At 71.0% G+C, this 21,129-nt stretch carries 17 protein-coding genes; 13 read left to right on the top strand and 4 right to left on the bottom strand.

Annotation, left to right across the window (positions count from 1 at the left end):
- Positions 1 to 288 precede the first annotated feature (288 nt).
- The 4 genes from ACGFYQ_RS03135 to ACGFYQ_RS03120 all read left to right on the top strand — a co-directional run bounded on the left by ACGFYQ_RS03135 (position 289) and on the right by ACGFYQ_RS03120 (position 7,200).
- Entirely contained in the window at positions 289 to 2,352 is a 2,064-nt protein-coding gene (locus tag ACGFYQ_RS03135; RefSeq protein WP_393739309.1) for a PIG-L family deacetylase, read from the top strand.
- A 118-nt stretch (positions 2,353 to 2,470) separates the two neighbouring features.
- Positions 2,471 to 3,106 carry a TMEM175 family protein gene (locus ACGFYQ_RS03130; RefSeq protein ID WP_393739723.1) on the top strand — a complete coding sequence of 212 codons (636 nt, stop codon included), beginning with the start codon at positions 2,471 to 2,473 and terminating at the stop codon, positions 3,104 to 3,106.
- Between the two features lie 141 nt (positions 3,107 to 3,247).
- Positions 3,248 to 4,663: an alpha/beta hydrolase family protein gene (locus tag ACGFYQ_RS03125; RefSeq protein WP_393739307.1), complete on the top strand. Its 1,416-nt coding sequence runs from the start codon at positions 3,248 to 3,250 to the stop codon at positions 4,661 to 4,663.
- 323 nt (positions 4,664 to 4,986) lie between these two features.
- Positions 4,987 to 7,200 (top strand): hypothetical protein, encoded by a 2,214-nt coding sequence (locus tag ACGFYQ_RS03120; protein ID WP_393739305.1) that lies wholly within the window; start codon positions 4,987 to 4,989, stop codon positions 7,198 to 7,200.
- A gap of 269 nt (positions 7,201 to 7,469) precedes the next feature.
- Here ACGFYQ_RS03120 and ACGFYQ_RS03115 read toward each other — a convergent pair whose 3' ends face one another.
- Positions 7,470 to 8,831, bottom strand: a complete 1,362-nt coding sequence (locus ACGFYQ_RS03115; RefSeq protein ID WP_393739303.1) for a glutamine synthetase family protein — start codon at positions 8,829 to 8,831, stop codon at positions 7,470 to 7,472.
- Between the two features lie 172 nt (positions 8,832 to 9,003).
- Here ACGFYQ_RS03115 and ACGFYQ_RS03110 point away from each other — a divergent pair, with 172 nt between their 5' ends.
- From ACGFYQ_RS03110 to ACGFYQ_RS03095, 4 genes are all read left to right on the top strand, one after another.
- A complete protein-coding gene (locus ACGFYQ_RS03110) occupies positions 9,004 to 9,429 on the top strand; it encodes a hypothetical protein (RefSeq protein ID WP_393739301.1) in 426 nt (141 codons plus the stop codon).
- A gap of 53 nt (positions 9,430 to 9,482) precedes the next feature.
- A complete protein-coding gene (locus ACGFYQ_RS03105; RefSeq protein WP_393739299.1) occupies positions 9,483 to 10,154 on the top strand; it encodes a DUF3105 domain-containing protein in 672 nt (223 codons plus the stop codon).
- On the top strand, positions 10,151 to 10,888 hold the full coding sequence (locus tag ACGFYQ_RS03100; protein WP_393739297.1) for a DUF305 domain-containing protein: 738 nt from the start codon (positions 10,151 to 10,153) through the stop codon (positions 10,886 to 10,888). Before ACGFYQ_RS03105 ends, ACGFYQ_RS03100 begins: the two co-directional genes overlap by 4 nt.
- Positions 10,889 to 11,047: 159 nt before the next feature.
- A complete protein-coding gene (locus ACGFYQ_RS03095) occupies positions 11,048 to 11,467 on the top strand; it encodes a CBS domain-containing protein (RefSeq protein WP_393739295.1) in 420 nt (139 codons plus the stop codon).
- On the opposite strand, the gene ACGFYQ_RS03090 is transcribed toward ACGFYQ_RS03095, so the two are convergent.
- Both ACGFYQ_RS03090 and ACGFYQ_RS03085 read right to left on the bottom strand, forming a co-directional pair.
- Complete coding sequence (locus ACGFYQ_RS03090; protein ID WP_393739721.1) at positions 11,452 to 12,300, bottom strand: alpha/beta fold hydrolase; 849 nt, start codon at positions 12,298 to 12,300, stop codon at positions 11,452 to 11,454. The two genes, ACGFYQ_RS03095 and ACGFYQ_RS03090, sit on opposite strands and share 16 nt — an antisense overlap.
- Before the next feature lie 98 nt (positions 12,301 to 12,398).
- The gene (locus ACGFYQ_RS03085) at positions 12,399 to 13,157 is read right to left on the bottom strand and encodes a DUF998 domain-containing protein (RefSeq protein ID WP_393739293.1); all 759 of its coding nucleotides are present in this window, start codon (positions 13,155 to 13,157) and stop codon (positions 12,399 to 12,401) included.
- Positions 13,158 to 13,360: 203 nt separating this feature from the next.
- Here ACGFYQ_RS03085 and ACGFYQ_RS03080 point away from each other — a divergent pair, with 203 nt between their 5' ends.
- Positions 13,361 to 15,001, top strand: a complete 1,641-nt coding sequence (locus tag ACGFYQ_RS03080) for a multicopper oxidase family protein (protein WP_393739291.1) — start codon at positions 13,361 to 13,363, stop codon at positions 14,999 to 15,001.
- 67 nt (positions 15,002 to 15,068) lie between these two features.
- Positions 15,069 to 16,823 (top strand): NAD+ synthase, encoded by a 1,755-nt coding sequence (locus ACGFYQ_RS03075; RefSeq protein ID WP_393739289.1) that lies wholly within the window; start codon positions 15,069 to 15,071, stop codon positions 16,821 to 16,823.
- 59 nt (positions 16,824 to 16,882) lie between these two features.
- Here ACGFYQ_RS03075 and ACGFYQ_RS03070 read toward each other — a convergent pair whose 3' ends face one another.
- Entirely contained in the window at positions 16,883 to 17,911 is a 1,029-nt protein-coding gene (locus tag ACGFYQ_RS03070; RefSeq protein WP_393739287.1) for an endonuclease/exonuclease/phosphatase family protein, read from the bottom strand.
- Between the two features lie 291 nt (positions 17,912 to 18,202).
- Here ACGFYQ_RS03070 and panB point away from each other — a divergent pair, with 291 nt between their 5' ends.
- From panB to ACGFYQ_RS03055, 3 genes are all read left to right on the top strand, one after another.
- A complete protein-coding gene (gene panB, locus ACGFYQ_RS03065) occupies positions 18,203 to 19,081 on the top strand; it encodes a 3-methyl-2-oxobutanoate hydroxymethyltransferase (protein WP_393739285.1) in 879 nt (292 codons plus the stop codon).
- Between the two features lie 140 nt (positions 19,082 to 19,221).
- A complete protein-coding gene (locus ACGFYQ_RS03060) occupies positions 19,222 to 20,244 on the top strand; it encodes an ATP-binding cassette domain-containing protein (RefSeq protein ID WP_393739283.1) in 1,023 nt (340 codons plus the stop codon).
- The gene (locus ACGFYQ_RS03055) at positions 20,241 to 21,092 is read left to right on the top strand and encodes an ABC transporter permease (protein WP_393739281.1); all 852 of its coding nucleotides are present in this window, start codon (positions 20,241 to 20,243) and stop codon (positions 21,090 to 21,092) included. The genes ACGFYQ_RS03060 and ACGFYQ_RS03055 overlap by 4 nt, the downstream gene beginning before the upstream one ends.
- The last annotated feature ends 37 nt before the right edge of the window (positions 21,093 to 21,129 follow it).

Genomic DNA, 21,129 nt, shown 5'->3' with positions numbered 1-21,129 from the left:
CGACGTCCCGGTCAGGGCATAAGCACCAAGTCGCCGCAAGAACCGCTTTACCACCAAAGGCCGCCCAACACCCCGTACCCCTGCGCGGGTTGGCCCGGGGAGCGGACGAACAGCGTCCACATTTTGGTCACATATCCGGACCAAGAACTCCACAAGGCACAACCGCATCCGGCCGTTTTCGGAAAACAGGAGTATTCGGCGAAATCGGTGAACCAAGTTCCCTGATTTGACCTCTCTCTGACTGCTCAGCGGTTTTCCCCGCCCGGAACGAACCCCAAGGCGTGACCGATGCCTTTGACCCGCCGCCGCTTCGCGGCCCTGCTCACCGTGCTGACGGCCGGTACCACCGGCGTGCTCGCCGTGGCCTCCGGCCAGCAGACGCCGGCCGAGGCCACCCCGGAGAAGAACCCGGCTGCGGCCGCCCTGCCCGCGAGCGTCACCGCCGGGTCGGTCGTCCAGGTCGTCGCCCACCCCGACGACGACCTGTTCTTCATGAACCCGGACCTCAGCCGGTCGCTGGTGTCCGGCATCCCGGTCACCACCGCCTACCTCACCTCCGGCGAGGCCGACGGCCGCAACGAGGCGAACGGCGCGAGCGTCAAGGACCCTGAGCAGCCCGCCGACCGCACCCACTACGCGGAGGCCCGGCAGAACGGCATCCGCTCCGCCTACGCCCAGATGGCGACCGGCGACCGGACCAGCGCGTGGAAACGCACCGTCATACCCACCGCGGGCGGCGGCCAGGCCGAGCTCGACGTCCTCATAGCGAAGCCGCAGGTCAACCTGGTGTGGCTGCAGCTGCGCGAGGCCCGCAGCACCGGCGGGGACACCCCCGACAGCCTGCGCGGCCTGTGGAACGGCAAGACAGCCGCGCTGGGCGCCCAGCTGACCTCCGGCACCCCGGTCAAGCAGCAGTTCACGTACACGAAGGACCAGCTGATACAGGCGATAGCCGGGGTCCTGGCCCGGTACCGGCCGACGACGATACGGATGCAGGACCCGACGCCGGGCCGGTACGGGGACGCCGGCACCGGCAAGTACACCGACCACCAGGACCACATGTACGGCGCGCGCTTCGTGCAGGCCGCCACCACCGCGTACGCCGCCCAGGTCACGGACCGCCCGCACTTCTCGGTCCAGAGCTACCTCGGCTACCACAACAGCACCCTCCCGCACGCGCTGGACCCGCAGACGGCCGAGACGAAGACCGGCTACCTGAAGACGTACGCCTGGCACGACCACCAGGACTACTGCGGCTCCCCCTCGGGCTGCGGCGACCGGAAGGTCGCGGGCAACCCCACCGGCCGCAACTGGGCCCAGTCGCTGCGCTACACCCGCGCCGACCACAGCTCCTGGCTGGTCGAGGGCACGCCCGGCCGGCTCTGGGCGTTCGCCACGCTGGACGGGCAGACCGCGTACTGGACCCGGGCCCCCGGCGGCGACTGGGCGGGACCGGCCCTCCTCCCGGGCACGGGCATCGACCCGGGGGCGACCACCGCCCGCTTCCCGGACGGGCGGATCGCGGTCCTCACCACCCGTACGGCCTTCGGCCCGGCGCCGACGGGCTACCTGCGCGAGGTCGTGTACGCCGTACAGTCCGCGCCCGACGGCCCGTTCGGCCCGTGGCAGTCGCTCGGCACCCCCGAGGTGACGGACGAGGACGGGACCTCGGCGATCAGCGCGCCCTCGGCGGGCGTGGACGCGGACGGCCGGCTCACCGTCTACCTCCGCGACGCCCGCCGCACGCTGCGCGCCACCACCCAGCAGCCGGGCGGCGGCTTCTCCGCCTGGCGGCGCCTGGGCGGCGAGGACCTGCAAGGCGACCCGGTGACGGCGGTCGACTCGGCCGGACGCCGCCACGTGTACGCCACCACCACGAAGTCGGTCCTGGCCTGGACCCAGGCCGGCCCGGGCTCCCCGCTGGCCGGGCCGTCGGAGACGGGCCTGCCCGCCACGACGGTCCCCCTCTCGGCGGCCCCGGACGGCGCGGGCGTCCGCCTGTACTTCCGCCGCCCCGACTCGGGGGTCGTCCGTACCGCCCTGGTCACGGCGGGCCCCGGCAAGCTCCAGGTGTCCAGCGTCTCGGAGGCGGGCGGCCGGGCCGGCTACGGCGCGGTCGGCGTCGCGGGCCGCCTCATCTCGGGCCGCGCGGACAGCGGCACCATCAGCACGACGGGCCTGGGCGGACCGCCCGCCTGGACGGAGTCCGCGATGCTCTACGCGGGCGCCCCGGCGGCCGTCCTCGAACTCTCCGGCGCCACCACGGCGGTCCTCGGCCTGGACGCGCAGCTCCACATCACGTCGACCCCGCGCCCCTCGACGGCCCCGGCCTGGCACCGCGCGGTCCGCTGAAAGCCGTGACACGGCCCGCGGAACGTGAAGGGCTTTCAGAATGGCCGCCGGGCCGGGCGAACTTCGCGTAACGCACGCATATATCAAGACATTCCTGGACGTTCAACCCTATGGTGGCCTGGTGAACGGTCACCAGCGAGTGCGGGACGACGAGGGGAGCGCGGACCGGGTCCTCGCTCTGTCGGACGGCGTCTTCGCCATCGCGATGACGCTGCTGGCGCTGGACATCTCGCTGCCCGCCGGGCTGGACCCGGCCGATTTCGACGAGGCCCTGGGTGAGGTGGTGCCCAACCTGTGGGCGTACGCCCTCAGCTTCGTGGTCATCGCGGCGTTCTGGCGGGGCCACCATCAGGTCTTCCGGTACGTGCGGGAGGTGGACGGCACCGTCATCAAGCTCGGTCTGCTGAACCTGGGGCTGATCGCCCTGATGCCCTTCCCCACCACCCTGCTGGCCGAGTACGGGGACCGGGCGCAGTCGGTGGCGGTCTACTCCGGCGCCGTCGCGGCCATCGGGGCCGCACAGCTCGCGCTGACGGTCGCGCTGTGGAAGCGCCCGTGGCTGAGCAGCACGGCGATGCCCGATCCCGTGGTGCTCAACGACGTGCTCGATCTGGCGTCGGTGGTGCTGGTATTCGCTGTCGCCGTGCCGCTCGCCTTCGTCTCCCCGGTGGGCGCGCAGCTGTGGTGGGCGGTCCTGGTCCCCGTCAAAGCGGTGCTCGGCCGGCGGGGCAAGCGCCTGCGCGCGGCCACCTAGGTTCTGTCGTCAACGTGGCACCTGGGACGGTGTCGTGCCCCGGGGGTTGAGGCATCCAGGCACCACGTGAAGCGCCATTCGGGGGAACAACGGGTGTCGCGCACAGGAAGGCCGCAGGTGCGGCTCCTACGTTCGGCTGCCATGACGTACGCACCGAGTGACCGCACATCCGGCCCCACCCGTCGCACCACGCTTGCCGGGCTCGTCGGTGGGGCCGGGACCGTGCTGGCCGCCGGGTGCGCGCCGTCGGGCGCTTCGCCCGCGAACGCGCCCGCACCCGCTCCATCGGAGTCGGCCTCCGTCCCCGCGGGCGGACCCACGCCCGGGGTGATGACCCTCTTCAAGGACCCGGCCTTCAACTTCAGCGGGCTCCTGGCGCTCGGCGGGTCCGGTTTCGGCGCCGCCGAGGTGGGCGAGGTCCTCACCGCCGTGAACGCGATCAACAAGGCCGGCCTCTCGGCCCAGACGTACACCGAGACCTTCAGGAAGCTCGGCGATCAGCTGATGGAGCAGCCCCAGGGCAGCAAGTCCGACCGGCAGACCACGCGCTTTCGCGCCCTGCGGGCCGCGCAGTACTACGGGCAGGCGCTGTTCTTCGTCCTCGGCTCCGGCGACCCGGGCAGCGAGGAGCAGCTGTACAGGGCGGGGCGCGGCGCCTGGGACACGTTCTGCCGGCTGTGCGACCCGGCGCCGGTGACGGCGAAGGTCCCGTACCAAAAGACGCCGCTGCCGGTGTGGTTCTTCCGGCCGGACGCCTCGGGTGAGCGGCGCCCCACCGTGATCCTCACGAACGGCAGCGACGGGCAGGACGTCGACATGTGGACCTACGGCGTCTCGGCCGCTCTGACGCGCGGCTGGAACGCCCTGGTGTACGACGGGCCGGGCCAGGGGCAGCTGCTCTTCGTCGACCAGGTGGTCTTCACGCCGCGCTGGGAGACCGTCGTTACGCCGCTCGTCGACTGGCTGGTAGCCCGCTCGGACGTGGACACGGACAGGATCGCCCTGACCGGGCTGAGCATGGGCGGGAACCTGGCGCCCCGGGCCGCGGCCTTCGAGAACAGGATCGCCGCTCTGGTGGCGATGCCCGGCTGCTTGTCGCCGTGGCTCGGCTTTCCCCCGGAGCTCCGGAAGATCGTGACCCCGGACAAGGAGGAGACGAACACCATCTGGAACAAGGAGGTCGTCCCCCAGCTGCCCCCGGACGCGGCCGCGACGATCAAGAAGCGCATCGAGCCCTTCTCGGTCCCGGCGATGCTGGACGCCCGCAAGGGCAAGATGTTCACCGACTTCTGGACCCCGGCCAAACTCATCGAGTCGCTGGACATCACGAACGTCGTCGGCCGCATCAAGATGCCCACGCTGGTCCTCGACTACGACTACGAGCAGTTCTATCCCGGCCAGCCGCGCCTGATGTTCGACAAACTGACGGCTCCCGACAAGGACTTCCTGAAGCTCACCGCGGCCACCGGCGCCCAGCTGCACTGCTCCCCGCTGGCCCCGCAGCAGCACTGCGACGTCGTCTTCGACTGGCTGCAGGAGCAACTCCCCGGCAGCTGACGCAGGCGGATCCGCTCATGCGTCTGCGGACGACGGACCGTTGGCGGGCGTCGTCACCGCGACGCGCACCGCGCCGGTGCTTCAGCCAGGCGTCCCGGGCCTGCCGCACGAGGTTCTGGGCCTCGCTCCCCGGAAACACCCGTGTTTGCAGATGATGGTGACCGCCACGCGGTCGTCGGGGCCGTATGAAAGGGCCTCTTGGCTGCGGGGCGACAAGCGATTCCCGGCCTCGCTCCTGCCGGTGGCGTGACACCTCCGTTGGGGCCAGGCTGGAGGTGTGGCGAGCAGCGCCGAACGCCCCTTGGTGCGGGGGGAGGCAGGCGATGGTATTCGAACCGAAGCCAGTCATAACAGAGATCGATAGTGCGATATTGGATGTCCTTGAGGATCCGGAGATCATCTCAGGTATGAGCGAAGCCGGAATGTCGGCCGAAGACCTGAAGAGGGAGCTCGCAAGACGCAGGGCGGATCTGGACGCCGCAGTATCGGCCGAGTTCACCCATTTCCGAAATCTCGAATACAACTATTCCATGCTGCGCGATTACGCCAAAGCCAGGAGACGCAGGATCTCGCAGTATCTCCTTGGTGCGGGACTACTCGTCGGCGGCTTTACAGTCAGCATTACCTACTTGTCCACTTTCGCGACTTTCGGCGCATGGATACTGGGCGGAGTCGCCTTCCTGTTCGTCACCGCCGCGGCGGTAACAGCGGCTCAAAATCGCCGCGAACCCTACCGCGGCTGGCTGGCCTACGGCGTCGACTCACCGGTCCTGGAAGGCCGGCTCGGTGCGGCCCGGGAGGAGTGGCGATGGGCGCTCCGCACACGGGCGGTCGCCGGGCTGATGCGCGAGGAGATCAATCGGCGGCTGCCGTCGTACTCCGTGAGCCTCGACATAGGAGAGCCCAAGGGCCTGGCGGAACTGGAGGACCCCCAGTTCCTCGTCGCCGTACCAGCCGAATCCGAGATCGAACAGTTGATCTCCACAATGCCGGGTGGGAGCGTCGGAATCTCCGGACCGCGCGGGGTCGGGAAGACCACACTGCTGCGGCACTTCTGCTCAAAGGAGCACGCGCCGCCTGGGGAGTTCGCCGAGGAGAAGCCTCCGTTGCGCGTCATGCTCTCCGCGCCCGTGAAGTACGACGCACGGGAGTTCGTACTGTTGCTGTTCTCCAAGGTGTGCGGTGCCGTGGCACACGAGAGCGTTGGCCGACCCCGGGAACCGGAAGAAGGACGTAAGGCCCGGGCAGTTGACTTCACGGTTATCTGCGGCCTGGTCCTGGCGATGGGCTGGGGAATATTCCTTCTGGTGAGTGGGCTGAACGGGTGGAATCTTCCGCCGAACCTGGGGCTGGCAGTCAGCTTCATCTGCATCCCCTGGATCGCGCTACTCGCCTGGCGGTTGTACCGAAGGAGATCGCCGGGCGCCCGTGGGTGGGATGAGTTTCGTGAGATGGAATCGCAGTTCGGCCAGGACGCGGCAGAAGCTTCCGTGCTGCTCCGCGGACTGGCCTATCAACAGTCGGTCTCACGAGCCTGGTCGGCAGGCGTGAAGACCCCGGTCGGCGTCGAAGGATCAGCCTCCTCCAGCATCACGATGACTGAGCGGCCTCTAGGATTCCCCGAACTCGTTGGAAACCTCAATGACTTCCTACGGAAGCTGTCAGTCAGCAGGCGCGTTTTCATCGGAATCGACGAACTTGACAAGATCGACTCGGACGAAAAGGTCCATCAGTTCATCAATGACATCAAGGGCCTTTTCGGCAGAGAGGACTGCTTCTACCTGATATCCATCTCGGACAACGCGATGAGTTCCTTCGAGCGGCGCGGGCTGCCCGTCCGTGATGCCTTCGACTCCTCCCTCGACACGGTGGTGGCCCTACATCCGGCCGACCTGTCCATGTCGAAAATACTGATGCGACGGCGGGTCATCGGTATGCCCGAAGCCTTTCTCTGCCTCTGTCACGCGGTCTCCGGCGGTCTGCCCCGCGACCTCATTCGCACGGCACGGGAACTGGTTTCGCTCGCACGCGGAAAGACGGGCGCCGAACGCATGCTTGGCGCGCTCACGCGGGCCATGGTGCACGCGGACCTGTTGCGCAAGGCACGGGCGGCCGAGATCGTCGCCCAGCAGATCGATCTTGAGCCGAACGTCGGGGAGTTCGTGTGCACGCTGCGCGACGTCCTGGCGGACTCCCGGCCCCTGCTGTCGGCGGTGAACGAGATGACCTCGGGTCTGACCACGTCGGCGAGCGTCCCGGATCACGCGCGGTCTGCTCATGACACCCTGAGCCGGCTTCGCATGGAGATGGGCGCCTACATGTACTTTTGCGCGACGCTGATCGAGACGTTCGACGATTCCCTCCTGCGGGCCGAGGTGGAACGCCTCAGTGCCGGCGGTGGCTGTCTCGCCCGGCTGGCACAGGTCCGCTCCGACTTTGCGGTCAATCCGAGGATGGCCTGGTCGACCATCTCCGCCTTCCGGGGAGAGCGCGGTCTCTCGGCGCTGCCCTACCCGCTGGCGCACGGGCAGTCATGAGCGCAGCTCAACCCGCCCACATGTCGCCCGAGCCGCATGCCAGCCAACGGTGGTGAGGGCGACGTGGCCTCTCAGCCCGCGCTGGCGGACGCCATGACCGTCTTGAAAGGCATCGCCGAGAGCCCTGTGTGGACGTGGTCTACGCAGCCTCGGGTTCCGCGTCGGAGGCCCCACAGGCGGCCCAGGGGGAATGAGACGGCTCCGGGCCGGTGGGCGATGACCACCGGCCCGGGGTGTCGTGCGTGGCCCTCAGGGGCTTTGACCTGCGGTTACAGGACCGGGAGGTTCTTGCGGAGTTCGAAGGCCGTTACCTCCGAGCGGTATTCCTCCCACTCCTGCTTCTTGTTGCGGAGGAAGAAGTCGAAGACGTGTTCGCCGAGGGTTTCGGCGACCAGTTCGCTGCGTTCCATCAGGGAGATGGCCTCGCCGAGGTTCTGCGGGAGGGGTTCGATGCCCATCGCGCGGCGTTCGGCGTCGGAGAGGGCCCAGACGTCGTCGTCGGCGCCCGCCGGGAGTTCGTAGCCCTCCTCGATGCCCTTCAGGCCGGCGGCCAGGAGGACGGCGTACGTGAGGTAGGGGTTGGCGCCCGAGTCGATCGAGCGGACCTCGACGCGCGAGGAGCCGGTCTTGCCCGGCTTGTACATCGGGACGCGGATGAGGGCCGAGCGGTTGTTGTGGCCCCAGCAGATGTACGAGGGGGCCTCGCCGCCCGAGCCGGCGGTGCGCGAGGAGCCGCCCCAGATGCGCTTGTACGAGTTGACCCACTGGTTGGTGACGGCCGCTGTCTCCGCCGCGTGCTTCAGCAGGCCCGCGATGAAGGAGCGGCCGACCTTGGAGAGCTGGTACTCGGCGCCCGACTCGTAGAAGGCGTTGCGGTCGCCCTCGAAGAGGGAGAGGTGGGTGTGCATGCCCGAGCCGGGGTACTCCGAGAAGGGCTTCGGCATGAAGGTGGCCTGCACGCCCTGCTCCAGGGCGACCTGCTTCATCACCAGGCGGAAGGTCATGATGTTGTCGGCCGTGGAGAGCGCGTCGGCGTAGCGGAGGTCGATCTCCTGCTGGCCCGGGGCGCCCTCGTGGTGGCTGAACTCGACCGAGATGCCCATCGATTCGAGCATGGTGATCGCCTGGCGGCGGAAGTCCATGCCCACGTTCTGCGGAGTGTGGTCGAAGTAGCCGGAGTTGTCGGCGGGGGTGGGCCGGGTGCCGTCGAGCGGCTTGTCCTTCAGCAGGAAGAACTCGATCTCCGGGTGGGTGTAGAAGGTGAAGCCCAGGTCGGAGGTCTTGGCCAGGATGCGCTTGAGGACGTAGCGCGGGTCCGCGAAGGACGGGGAGCCGTCCGGCATGAGGATGTCGCAGAACATCCGGGCGGTCCCGGGGGCCTCGGCGCGCCACGGCAGTATCTGGAAGGTGCTCGGGTCCGGCCTGGCGATCATGTCGGACTCGTAGACCCGCGCGAAGCCCTCGATCGCGGAGCCGTCGAAGCCGATGCCCTCGTCGAAGGCCTGCTCCAGCTCCGCGGGGGCGACCGCGACGGACTTGAGGAAGCCCAGTACGTCGGTGAACCACAGGCGCACGAAGCGGATGTCGCGCTCCTCAAGCGTCCGGAGGACGAATTCCTGCTGCTTGTCCATGCCTTCATCCTCGCAGTTCAGACGGCCTGTGCACCACCGCCGCGAGGGCTTGGGCACAGTCGGGCCGGCCCAGTATCGCCAGCGGTGGTTTCCGCCAGATTACGCACCCGGCAAAGCTCGCGGCACCCCCGCACTGACCTCGGACCCGTCATGAGCATTACCATCTGCGCCCATGGGGGGCCGGCAGTACACGCGACGGGGGCGTCACGCACGTCCCGGGCTGCTGCGCGCCGTCCTCCTGGCGGCCTTCGGGGTGCTGGCCGGGGTGCTCCTCCTCTGCGCGCGGCCGGGTGAACACCACGCCCCGACGGAGTACACGGCGGCGCAGGGCGGGGCGCAGGGCTGGGCGCACCGGACGGCGCACGGCGGGGCGCACGACGCGGCGCACGCCGTCTGCGTGTCCCCGGACGACCTGCCGGGCTGCTCGCCGCTCGCGCACGTGATCCCGGGTGTGCTGCCCGTGCCGCCGCCCGCCGTGTCCCTGGCCGGCGGGGATCCGCCGCCCGCCGCCGCGACCGGCGGGGCGGGCCGGATCCGGCCTCCCGAGCCGCTCGCGCGCGCCCCCGACCTGCATGCCCTCCAGGTGCTGCGGACCTGACGGGTCCGGTTTCGCGTCCATCCACCCCCCTCAGCAGAAGGAACCAGGGCACCATGGCCAGCAAGTCCGGAAACACCACCGACCAGCACTCCCGCCAGGCGCGCATAGCCCAGATGCGCCGGGCCGACAAGGCGCGCGACCGGCGCAACAAGGCCATCGCGATCACGACCTCGGCGGTCGTCGTCGCCGGCCTGGTCGGTTTCGGCGCGTGGGTGATGATCGACCAGAAGCAGACCGAGCAGCGCAAGAAGGACGCCGCGGAACTGGCCCGCAAGACGCCGGTCGACGGCGAGCAGACCTGGGACGCGGCGAAGTTCGGCCGCAACCACGTCGAGACCCCGGTGAAGTACGAGATGAACCCCCCGGTCGGCGGTGACCACCACCCCCGCTGGATGAACTGCAACGGCGACGTCTACAAGAACCCGGTGCCCGAGGTGAACGCCGTGCACTCGCTGGAGCACGGCGCGGTCTGGGTGACGTACAACGAGAAGGCCGACAAGGCCGAGCTGGACAAGCTCGCCGAGACGGTCGGCAAGACCCCGTACTCGCTGATGAGCCCGGTCAAGGAGCAGGCCGGCACGATCATGCTCAGCGCGTGGGGCAAGCAGCTGACGGTGGAGAAGGCGGACGACCCGCGCGTGGCGCAGTTCTTCACCAAGTACGTGCAGGGCCCGCAGACCCCCGAGCCGGGCGCGGCCTGCACGAGCGGGGTGGCCGGCAAGTGAGCCGTACCCCTCGTACGTACTGGGCCGCCGGCACGGCCGTGCTGCTGGCGCTGCTGTTCGCGGCGGCCGCCACGGTCGCCGCCGCGACCGGTGACTCCGGTACGCCGGCCCGCACGCCGGGGCTGCACTCGCCGGACGCGGGCTTCGCGCGCGACATGGCGGTGCACCACCAGCAGGCGGTGGAGATGTCGTTCATCGTGCGGGACCGCACCCAGGACGAGGCGGTGCGCAGCCTCGCCTACGACATCGCCAACACCCAGGCCAACCAGCGGGGCATGATGCTCGGCTGGCTGGACCTGTGGGGGCTGCCGAAGGTGGTGGCCGGCGAGCCGCCGATGTCCTGGATGAGCACCTCCGACGAGGACGGCGGGCACGGCGGCCACGGCGGCGACAGCGGGCACGGCGCGGACGGAGGCCACACCGACCAGTCCGGCCACTCCGGCCACTCCGGCCACGACGCAGCCGCCAAGCCGGGCGCGCTCATGCCCGGCATGGCCACCAAGGAGGAGCTCGCTCAGCTCACCGCGGCCAGCGGCCGCGACGCGGAGGTGCTCTACCTCCAGCTGATGACCGACCACCACAAGGGCGGCGTCGACATGGCCGAGGGCTGTGCGCGCCAGTGCGCCACCCCGGTCGAGCGGGAGCTGGCGCAGGGCATGGTCGACGCGCAGCGCTCGGAGCTCACCCTGATGGCGGACATGCTGGGCAAGCGCGGAGCCGCGCCGCGCGGGTGACGCGACACGCTCGTACGGTGGTGGGAGGACGCCCTCTCACCCGTACGGGCGTGTACGCCCCCGCGCAGGGTCGCGGGGGCCGAGCGGCCGAATGAGGACGAGGACGCCGAGGCGGGCGCATCCGCGCCCGCCGAGGACGGCGCTCAGGAGGTTTACGCGATGACCACCGCCGGAGAGATCATGCACGCCGGGGCCCAGTGGATCCCCGCCACCGAGACCCTCGACCGGGCCGCCCAGCTGATGGCCCGGCTCAACGTGGGCGCGCTGCCCATCAGCGACAAGACGGAACGGCTCTGCGGCATCCTCACCGACCGCGACATCGTGGTGGGCTGTGTGGCCAAGGGGCACAACCCGTCGAAGGTGACGGCCGGCGACATGGCGCAGGGCACGCCGCGCTGGATCGACGCGGGCGCGGACGTCTCCGAGGTACTGGAGGAGATGCAGAGCCACCAGATCCGCCGGCTTCCGGTGATCAGGAACAAGAAGCTCGTCGGCATGATCAGCGAGTCCGATCTCGCGAAGCACCTCTCGGAGGAGCAGATAGCCGGCTGGGCGGAGAGGGTCTACGCACGCAGCTGACCGGCGGCGGTGCGGACCGCCCGGGCCACCTGGTCCGGGCGGTCCAGCATGACCAGGTGCCCGGCGGGCTCGGCGACCTCGAAGCGGGCCCCGAGCCGGCCGGCGAGGTCCTCCTGGCGGGCGAGCCGGCGCAGGGCGCCGCGGCCGGACGAGCCGTCGTGGCCCGCGAGGACGGTGGCGGGCGCGGTCAGCGGGTGCGTCGCGCGCAGGGCCAGGACCTCGGCGGCCATGTCCGGGTAGCGGGAGTTCTCCAGCAGGGCGCCGCGCCAGACGCGGCCGGTGCGGTAGCAGCGGCGTACGAGGTCCCGCGCGGCCGGGTCGCCGCCGCCGGTGCGTGAGGCCCGTACGGTCACCCGCCGGGCGAGCGGCCCCAGCGCGGCGGGCAGTCCGGCGGCGGTCAGCGCCCGGCCCAGCGCGCGGGCGGCACCGGTGCGCACCGCGGCGGGCAGCACCGTACGGGGTGCTGCCTCCACGCTGGAGTCGAGCAGCACCAGGGCGGCGGTGCGCCCCGGGTACAGGCGGGCGAAGGCCTCGGCGTGGAACCCGGCGATCGAGTGCCCGACGACGGTGACCGGGCCGCTGACGGCGTCGGTGAGGCCGAGGGCGTCCAGCAGTCCGGCGATCCGGTGGGCCTCCCCGGCGGTGGTCGGCGGCGCCGCGGCCGGGGCGCTGAGGCCGTGTCCGGGGCGGTCGAAGCGGACGACGGTTCGGCCCTGGGCGACCAGCCGCGCGGCGACCGGGTCCCAGTCGAACCAGGCCATGGCGAGCCCGGCGTCGAGCACGGCCACGGGGCCGCAGCCCTCGACGACCACGTGCAGCGGGACCCCGTCCACCCGGACGAACAGGCCGGCGCCTTCCTTGTCCCGGGTGCTCACGTACGGCCCCTCCTTCTCCCGCGTGCTCACGTACGGCCCCTCCTTCTCCCGCGTGCTCACGTACGGCCCTCCTCGTGGACGGAGTACGCGAGCAGGCCCAGCCACAGCGCGACGAAGAGGACCTGCAGCCGCTGCCCGGCGCCCAGGGCCCAGGTCCCGCGGCCGGCGGTGAACAGCGCGATGGCGGACAGGGTCCAGACGGTGGCGAGCAGTTCGAGGACGACGAGCGCGGGGCCGTAGCGGGCGAGCGGTGCGAACCAGCCGTAGCGGCGGGCGCCGACGGTGAGGGCCACCAGCCCGACGAGGGCGCCGGTCATGGCGAGACTGCTGCTGACCGCGTGGGCCTGATGGGTGGCGGGCACCAGCCCGGCGGTCTCCCGGGCGGCGCACACGGGGTCCACGGTGGGCGTGCAGCTCAGCGGCAGCCAGGCGTCGGCGGCGGTGGCCGCGCCGAACAGGGTGACCCCGGCCCAGCCCGTGACCGCCCAGGGGCGGCGGGACTCGGCGTGCCGCACCAGCCGGAGCAGGGCGAGCAGGCCGCCGGTGAAGGCGAGCATCCCTGCGGTGAAGTCGGTGGCCCGGAACAGGCCGCCGAGCGGCTGGTCCTGGGCGGCGAGCTCGCTGACGTACGTCTCGATGGGGTTGAGGCCCGTGGAGAGGACGACTTCGAGCACCCACGCGGTGTAGGCGGCGGCCCCCAGGCCGATGAGCGCCGCGACCGGCCAGGCCGTCCGCGGAGAGCGCGGACCGCGCCGCCGGGAGCGCCGGGAGCGCCGAGGGCCCTGGGAGCGCAGAGAGAGGCCATTGGTGGACATAGTGTGACTAATCCTATGCGGACCGGGGCGTCGCTCCTTCGATCGGATACCCGCCCCGGGTAGCGTCCGGAGCCATGACGGGCAGTGACCGGAGAGCCGCGCCGCTCGGGGGCGCGGCCCGCGTTCCGGCCGGTGGCGCCGCGGGCAGCGGACCTGCCTCGCCCTCGCCCCCGCGTGCCCTCCCCCACCCGTTAGGTGCTCCCATGCGTTCTCTTCCCACCCGTCGCGCCGTGCTCGGCGCATCCGCCGCCGCCGTCGCCGTCGCCGGTTCGGGGCTGCTCGCCGGCTGCGCGGGTTCCCCCGGACGGGGCACGGGCCCGGGCTCCGGCACGGGCCGCGGGGCCGCGCACCACGGCGGCTCCGCCGCCGACGGGCCCGCGGGGTACGTGGATCCGGGCGGGCCCGAGGTCAAGGCCGCCGAGACCGCCCGCAAGGCCACCGGGCCGGTCACCGAGGTCAAGCTCACGGCGACCGCCGCCACGCTCGACCTCGGCGGCGGGCACACCGTCCGCTCCTGGGCGTACGGGGACCGGCTGCCGGGCAAGGAGGTACGGGTCACCGCCGGCGGCACCCTCGCCCTCACGCTGGCCAACCACCTTCCCGAGGCCACCTCCCTGCACTGGCACGGCCTCGCGCTGCGCAACGACATGGACGGGGTCCCCGGGCTGACCCAGCGGGACATCGCCCCGGGCGGCTCGTTCGCGTACCGGTTCGCCGTCACGCACCCGGGGACGTACTGGTTCCATCCCCATTCCGGCGTGCAGCAGGACCGCGGGCTGTACGCCCCGCTCATCGTCGAGGACCCGAAGGAGCCCCTCGCGTACGACAAGGAGTGGGTGGTGGTGCTGGACGACTGGATCGACGGGGTCGACGGCGCCACCCCGGACGCCGTCCTCGCCGCACTCCGCAAGGGCCAGACCGGCGGAGGCCACGCCCACGGCACGGCCCGCGCCCCGGGCACCCCCGCCACCCCCGCCACCCCGGCGGCCGCACCGAGCGCCACCGGCGGGTCCCCGCACCTGCTCGTGGGCGCCGACAGCGACATCCTCGGCCGGGAGGCGGGCGATGTCGCCCACCCGTACTACCTGGTCAACGGCAGGGCCGCGGACGACCCTTCGGTCTTCACCGCCCGCCCCGGCGACCGGATCCGGCTGCGCATCATCAACGCCGGCGGCGACACCGCGTTCCGGATCGCCCTCGGCGGCCACGAACTGACGGTCACCCACACGGACGGCTTCCCGGTCGAGCACGCGACGACGGGCTCGCTGCTGCTGGCCATGGGCGAGCGGTACGACGTCCTGGTCACCGCCGGGGACGGGGTGTTCCCGCTCACCGCGCTGGCCGAGGGCAAGGGCCGGTCGGCGCTCGCGGTCCTGCGCACCGGCAGCGGTACGGCGCCCACCGCCGCGACCCGGCCGGCCGAGCTGGACGGGCCCCCGCTGACGGCGGACGCGCTCAAGCCCGCCGAATCGGCCGCACTGGCCCCGCGCGAACCGGACCGCACGGTCCGGCTCAGGCTGACCGGCTCCATGACCCGGTACAACTGGGCCTTCGACGGCACGCCCTACACGCCCGACCAGCGGCACCCGGTGAAGGCGGGCGAGCGGGTCCGGCTGGAGTTCCGGAACGCGACGCCGATGTGGCACCCGCTGCACCTGCACGGGCACACCTTCGCGCTCGGCGGCGAGGCCGGCGGAGCCCGCAAGGACACCGCGATCCTGCTGCCGGGCGGGACCCTGACGGCCGATTTCGACGCGGACAACCCCGGCCTGTGGATGACGCACTGCCACAACGTCTACCACTCGGAGTCCGGGATGATGACGGTCCTCGGCTACCAGCTGTAGGCCCGGTCGGGCCCGGAATCAGGCCGGATCCAGGACATCGCGTCAGAAAGACGATTAGACTGTGGCCGTGCCTCAACTTCGTCTCGCTCTGAATCAGATCGACTCGCACGTCGGCAACATCGCCGCCAACGCCGACTCGGTCGTCCACTGGACCCGGCACTCCGCCGAGCAGGGCGCCCACCTGGTGGCGTTCCCGGAGATGGTGCTGACCGGGTACCCCGTCGAGGACCTCGCCCTGCGCGGTTCCTTCGTCGAGGCCTCCCGCACCGCGCTGCGCGAGCTCGCGGAGCGGCTGGCGGCCGAGGGCTTCGGCGAGCTGCCGGTCGTCGTCGGCTACCTCGACCGCACGGAGAAGGCGGCGCCCCGGCTCGGCCGTCCGGCCGGCTCCCCGGAGAACGCGGCCGCCGTACTGCACCGCGGCGAGGTGGTGCTGCGCTTCGCCAAGCACCACCTCCCCAACTACGGCGTGTTCGACGAGTTCCGGTACTTCGTGCCGGGCGGCACCCAGCCGGTGATCCGGGTGCGCGGCGTCGACGTGGCCCTGGCCATCTGCGAGGACCTCTGGCAGGAGGGCGGCCGGGTCCCGGCCACCCGCTCCGCCGGGGCCGGGCTGCTGATCTCGATCAACGCCTCCCCGTACGAGCGCAACAAGGACGACCTGCGCCTCGAACTGGTCCGCAAGCGCGCCCAGGAGGCCGGCTGCACCCTCGCCTACCTGGCCATGATCGGCGGCCAGGACGAGCTGGTCTTCGACGGCGACTCGATCGTCGTCGACGCCGGCGGAGAGGTCATCGCCCGCGCGCCGCAGTTCTCCGAAGGCTGCGTCCTCGTCGACCTGGACCTGCCCGCCGCGCGGGCCGACGCCCCGGAGGGCGTGGTGGACGACGGGCTGCGCATCGACCGCGTGATCCTCTCCGAGGAACCCGTGGAGCCGTACGAACCGGTCGTCACCGGCGGCTACGCCGACCGCCTCGACGACGACGAGGAGGTCTACGACGCGCTGGTCGTGGGCCTGCGCGCGTACGTGAAGAAGAACGGATTCCGCTCCGTCCTGATCGGGCTCTCCGGCGGCATCGACTCCGCGCTGGTCGCCGCGATCGCCTGCGACGCGATCGGCGCGCAGAACGTCCACGGCATCTCGATGCCCTCGAAGTACTCCTCGGACCACTCCAAGGACGACGCGGCCGATCTGGCCGAGCGGACCGGCCTGAACTTCCGGACCGTGCCGATCGAGCCGATGTTCGACGCGTACATGGGCTCGCTGGGCCTCACCGGCCTCGCCGAGGAGAACCTCCAGTCCCGGCTGCGCGGCACCATGCTGATGGCGGTCTCCAACCAGGAGGGCCACATCGTGCTGGCCCCGGGCAACAAGTCGGAGCTGGCCGTCGGCTACTCCACCCTGTACGGCGACTCGGTCGGCGCGTACGGCCCGATCAAGGACGTCTACAAGACGGACGTCTTCCGGCTCGCCGAGTACCGCAACCGGGCCGCGGCCGAGCGCGGCGAGACCCCGCCGATCCCGGAGAACTCGATCGTGAAGCCGCCGAGCGCCGAGCTGCGCCCCGGCCAGGTGGACACGGACTCGCTGCCGGACTACCCGGTGCTCGACGCGATCCTCGCGCTGTACGTGGACCGCGACCAGGGCATGGAGGCGATCGTCGGGGCCGGCTTCGACCGCGAGCTGGTGGCCAGGACCCTGCGGTTGGTGGACACGGCGGAGTACAAGCGCCGCCAGTACCCGCCGGGCACGAAGATCTCCGCGAAGGGCTTCGGCAAGGACCGCCGGCTGCCCATCACGAACGGCTGGCGCGAGCAGGCATAGCGCGCCGGGTGCGTACGCCGGGGCCGCGGCCCCGGCGTACGGCACGGGACCTGCACGGCCTACGGCTTGACGGTGACCCGGGCCGCGATCGGAAGGTGGTCGCTGCTGGTGCGCGGGAGTGTCCAGGAGGCCTCGGGCCTGATCCCGCGGACCATGATCTGGTCGATCCGGGCCATCGGGAACTGGGCCGGCCAGCTGAAGCCGAAGCCGTCGCCGGCCGCGCCCTGCGTGGAGCGCATCTGCGAGGTGACCTCGGACAGGGCCCGGTCGTTCATGGTGCCGTTGAGGTCGCCGAGCAGGATGACCTTCTTCAGCGGTTCGGCGGCGAGCGCGGCGCCCAGCGCGTCGGCGCTGTTGTCGCGCTGGTTGGCGGTGAAGCCGGCGTTCAGCTTGACCCGGACCGAGGGCAGGTGGGCGACGTACGCGGCGACCTGGCCGTAGGGGGTGTCCACCGTGGCGCGCATGGCCCGGGTCCAGCCCATCCTGATGTCGACCGGCCGGCTGGCGCTCAGCGGGAACTTGCTCCACACGCCGACCGTGCCCTCGACCGAGTGGTACTTGTACGTGCCCGCCAGGGCCTTCTCGTAGACGGGGACGGCGCTTCCCTTGAGCTCGGTCAGGGCCAGCACGTCGGCCCCTGACTTCGCCACGGACTCGGCGGTGCCGCGCGGGTCGGCGTTGTCGGCGTCCACGTTGTGGGTGGCGACCATGAGGTTGCCGCCGGAGCCGGATTTGTCGGTGACCAGGCCGCCGAACAGGTTCACCCAGACCGCGGCCGTCAGCAGTATCGCGATGAGCGCGGTCGCGGAGCGGCGGTACACGGCGGCGGCCGTCAGAACCGGCACGGCCAGGCCCAGCCAGGGCAGGAAGGTCTCGGTGAGGCTTCCGAGGTTGCCCACGTCGTTGGGCAGCTCCGCGTGGAAGATCATGACCAGCGAGATCAGCACGGCGATCCCGGTCAGCACCAGCCCGCGCCGCCAGATGCCCCGGTCACCGCGCAGATCGGCCAGCCGGCGTCGGAAGCGGGATCCGGAGGGCTCGGGCTCCGAGCCGCCGTTCCCCATTTCCGTCATGTACGCCTGTGCCATGCCACTGCCCTCACTGCCGTGCTCGCGCTCCGTCCCCGCCCCTTGACCCTAGGCGATGCACGAAGCCTTACGTGTCCTGCGTCACGACCGCCTCCTGTGGCGGTCGTACGTCCGGGAGGACGAACGGCCGTACGTCACGGGTTCCGCTTGTCACGAAACGCGCATATTCGATCGTGCGGGTCGGGCGCGCTCCGTCCACCACTTCCGCCGCGGGCCACGCGGATGCCACCATGGTGGGTGAGTCCGGGGACGCCGTAAGGGCGCCTCGAGATGACACAAGGAGCAGTTGCAATGACGCATGCCGTTTCGCCTGCCCGCGAACCCGCAGCAGCATCTCCGTCGGGCCCCCCCACCCTGTACGGAGGCACGGGCACCCGGCGCATCACCGTCCGCGACCTGACCCTCGCCAAGGAACGCGGCGAGAAGTGGCCCATGCTCACCGCCTACGACGCAATGACCGCGTCCGTCTTCGACGAGGCCGGCATCCCGGTCATCCTCGTCGGCGACTCGATGGGCAACTGTCACCTCGGCTACGACTCCACCGTCCCCGTGACGATGGACCAGATGACCATGCTGTCGGCGGCCGTCGTACGGGGCACCAGCCGCGCGCTCGTCATCGGCGACATGCCGTTCGGGTCGTACCAGGAAGGCGCCGTGCAGGCCCTGCGCAGCGCCACCCGCCTCGTCAAGGAGGCCGGCGTGGGAGCGGTGAAGCTGGAAGGCGGCGAGCGCTCGCTGCACCAGACCGAGCTGATCGTGCAGTCCGGCATCCCGGTCATGTCCCACCTGGGCCTGACCCCGCAGTCCGTCAACGCCATGGGATACCGGGTCCAGGGCCGCGGCGACGAGGCCGCGCACCAGCTGCTCCGCGACGCCAAGGCCGCGCAGGACGCGGGCGCCTTCGCGGTGGTGCTGGAGCTGGTCCCGGCCGAGCTGGCCGCCGAGGTCACCCGGTCCCTGCACATCCCGACGGTCGGCATCGGCGCGGGCTCGGAGTGCGACGCGCAGGTACTGGTGTGGACCGACATGATGGGGCTGACCAGCGGAAAGCTGCCGCGGTTCGTGAAGCAGTACGCGAACATGCGCCAGACCATGGGGGACGCGGCGAAGGCCTTCGCCGAGGACGTGGTCGGTGGAACGTTCCCGCAGCCGGAGCACGCCTTCCACTGACGCGTACCTGTGACGCGCACGTGTGAGGCGCGCACGTGCGTAGGTGATCGACAGATCCGACAGCCCGCCGACACGAAGTCGGCGGGCTGTCGGCTGCCTGTCGGTCGGCTGTCGGTGGTTTGTCAGTGGCGGCTGGTCCCATGGTGGACATGACGCGAAACGACAAGAATCCCAACGCCGTGGAAGTACGGGGGCTGGTCAAGCACTACGGCGAGACCAAGGCCCTCGACGGTGTCGACCTGGACGTCCGCGAGGGAAGCGTCCTCGGGGTCCTCGGGCCCAACGGCGCCGGCAAGACCACCCTGGTGCGCTGCCTGTCCACCCTGATCGTCCCGGACTCCGGGACCGCGACCGTCGCGGGCTACGACGTGGTCCGCCAGCCGCGGCAGCTGCGCCGCACCATCGGCCTCACCGGCCAGTACGCCTCGGTCGACGAGAAGCTCTCCGGCTGGGAGAACCTCTACATGATCGGCCGGCTGCTCGACCTGTCCCGCAAGGACGCCCGCCGCCGCGCCGACGAGATGCTGGAGCGGTTCTCCCTGACCGAGGCGGCCAAGAAGGCCGCCATGAACTACTCCGGCGGCATGCGGCGGCGGCTCGACCTCGCCGCCTCGCTGATCGGCAACCCGGCCGTGCTCTACCTGGACGAGCCGACGACCGGCCTCGACCCCCGCACCCGCAACGAGGTCTGGGACGAGGTCCAGCGGCTGGTCGCCGAGGGGGCCACCGTCCTGCTCACCACCCAGTACATGGAGGAGGCCGAGCAGCTCGCCAGCGAGCTGACGGTCATCGACCACGGCAAGGTCATCGCCACCGGCAAGGTCGACGAACTCAAGGCCCGGGTCGGCGGCCGGACCCTGAAGATCCGCCCCGTGGACTCCTCGGACCTGCCGGGCATGGCCCGCTCGCTGGCCGAGGCCGGGCTCGACGGTGTGGCCGGCTCCCAGGCCGTGCCGGACGAGGGCACGCTGCTGGTCCCGATCCTGACGGACGAGCAGCTGACGGCCGTGGTCGGCCTGCTGGCCGCCCGCGGGTACGCGATCGCCGACCTCGGCACCTACCTGCCCAGCCTCGACGAGGTGTTCCTGTCCATCACCGGACAGAAGCCGACCTCGGTCGAGGACTCCGTTCCCACCGAGAAGACCGAGGAGGTCGCGGCATGAGCACCGTAACCACGACGAAGCCCACCCGTACCGCCGCCTCCCCGGGCCCCGCGGACACCCTGCCCGGCGAGGGCCGGATCGGCCTGCGGGCCAACCTGCGGCACATCGGCGCCCTGGTGCGCCGCAACGCCCTGCAGATCAAGCAGGACCCCGAGTCGATGTTCGACGTCGTGTTCATGCCGGTCATCTTCGCGCTGCTGTTCGTGTTCGTCTTCGGCGGCGCGATCTCCGGCAAGGGCAACCAGGGTGACTACGTCAACTACGTGGTCCCCGGCCTGATGGCCATGATGGGCATGAACATCGCGATGGGGGTCGGCACCGGAGTCAACGACGACTTCAAGAAGGGCGTGATGGACCGCTTCCGCTCCATGCCGATCGCCCGGTCCTCGGTGCTCATCGCCAAGATCGTCGTCGAGCTCGGCCGGATGATGGTCGCCATCACGATCCTGCTCGGCATGGGCTTCCTGCTCGGCCTGTCGATCAAGGGCTCGGTACTGGACCTGCTCCTCTCCATCGGGCTGTCGGCGGTCTTCGGCGCCTCGCTGATGTGGATCTTCATCCTGCTCGGCCTCACCCTGCAGACCGCGCAGGCAGTGCAAGGCATCGCGATGGTCGTCCTGATGCCGCTTCAGTTCGGCAGCTCGATCTTCGCCCCGCCGGTCACGATGCCCGGCTGGCTCCAGGCCTTCACGGACTACAACCCGCTGTCCAACCTGGCCGACGCGGCCCGCGCCCTGATCAACGGCACCCCGCTCGGCAACTCGGTGTGGATCACCCTGGCCTGGTCGGTCGCCATCACGGCGGTCACCATGCCGATCGCGGTCCGCAAGTTCCGCCAGAAGACCTGATCCGCGGACCGGTCCGTTCCGGATCGCGTCCCGGACG

The sequence above is a fragment of the Streptomyces sp. NPDC048258 genome, assembly GCF_043201995.1.
Lineage (GTDB): Bacteria > Actinomycetota > Actinomycetes > Streptomycetales > Streptomycetaceae > Streptomyces.
This window is presented reverse-complemented; position numbering and strand designations above follow the sequence as displayed.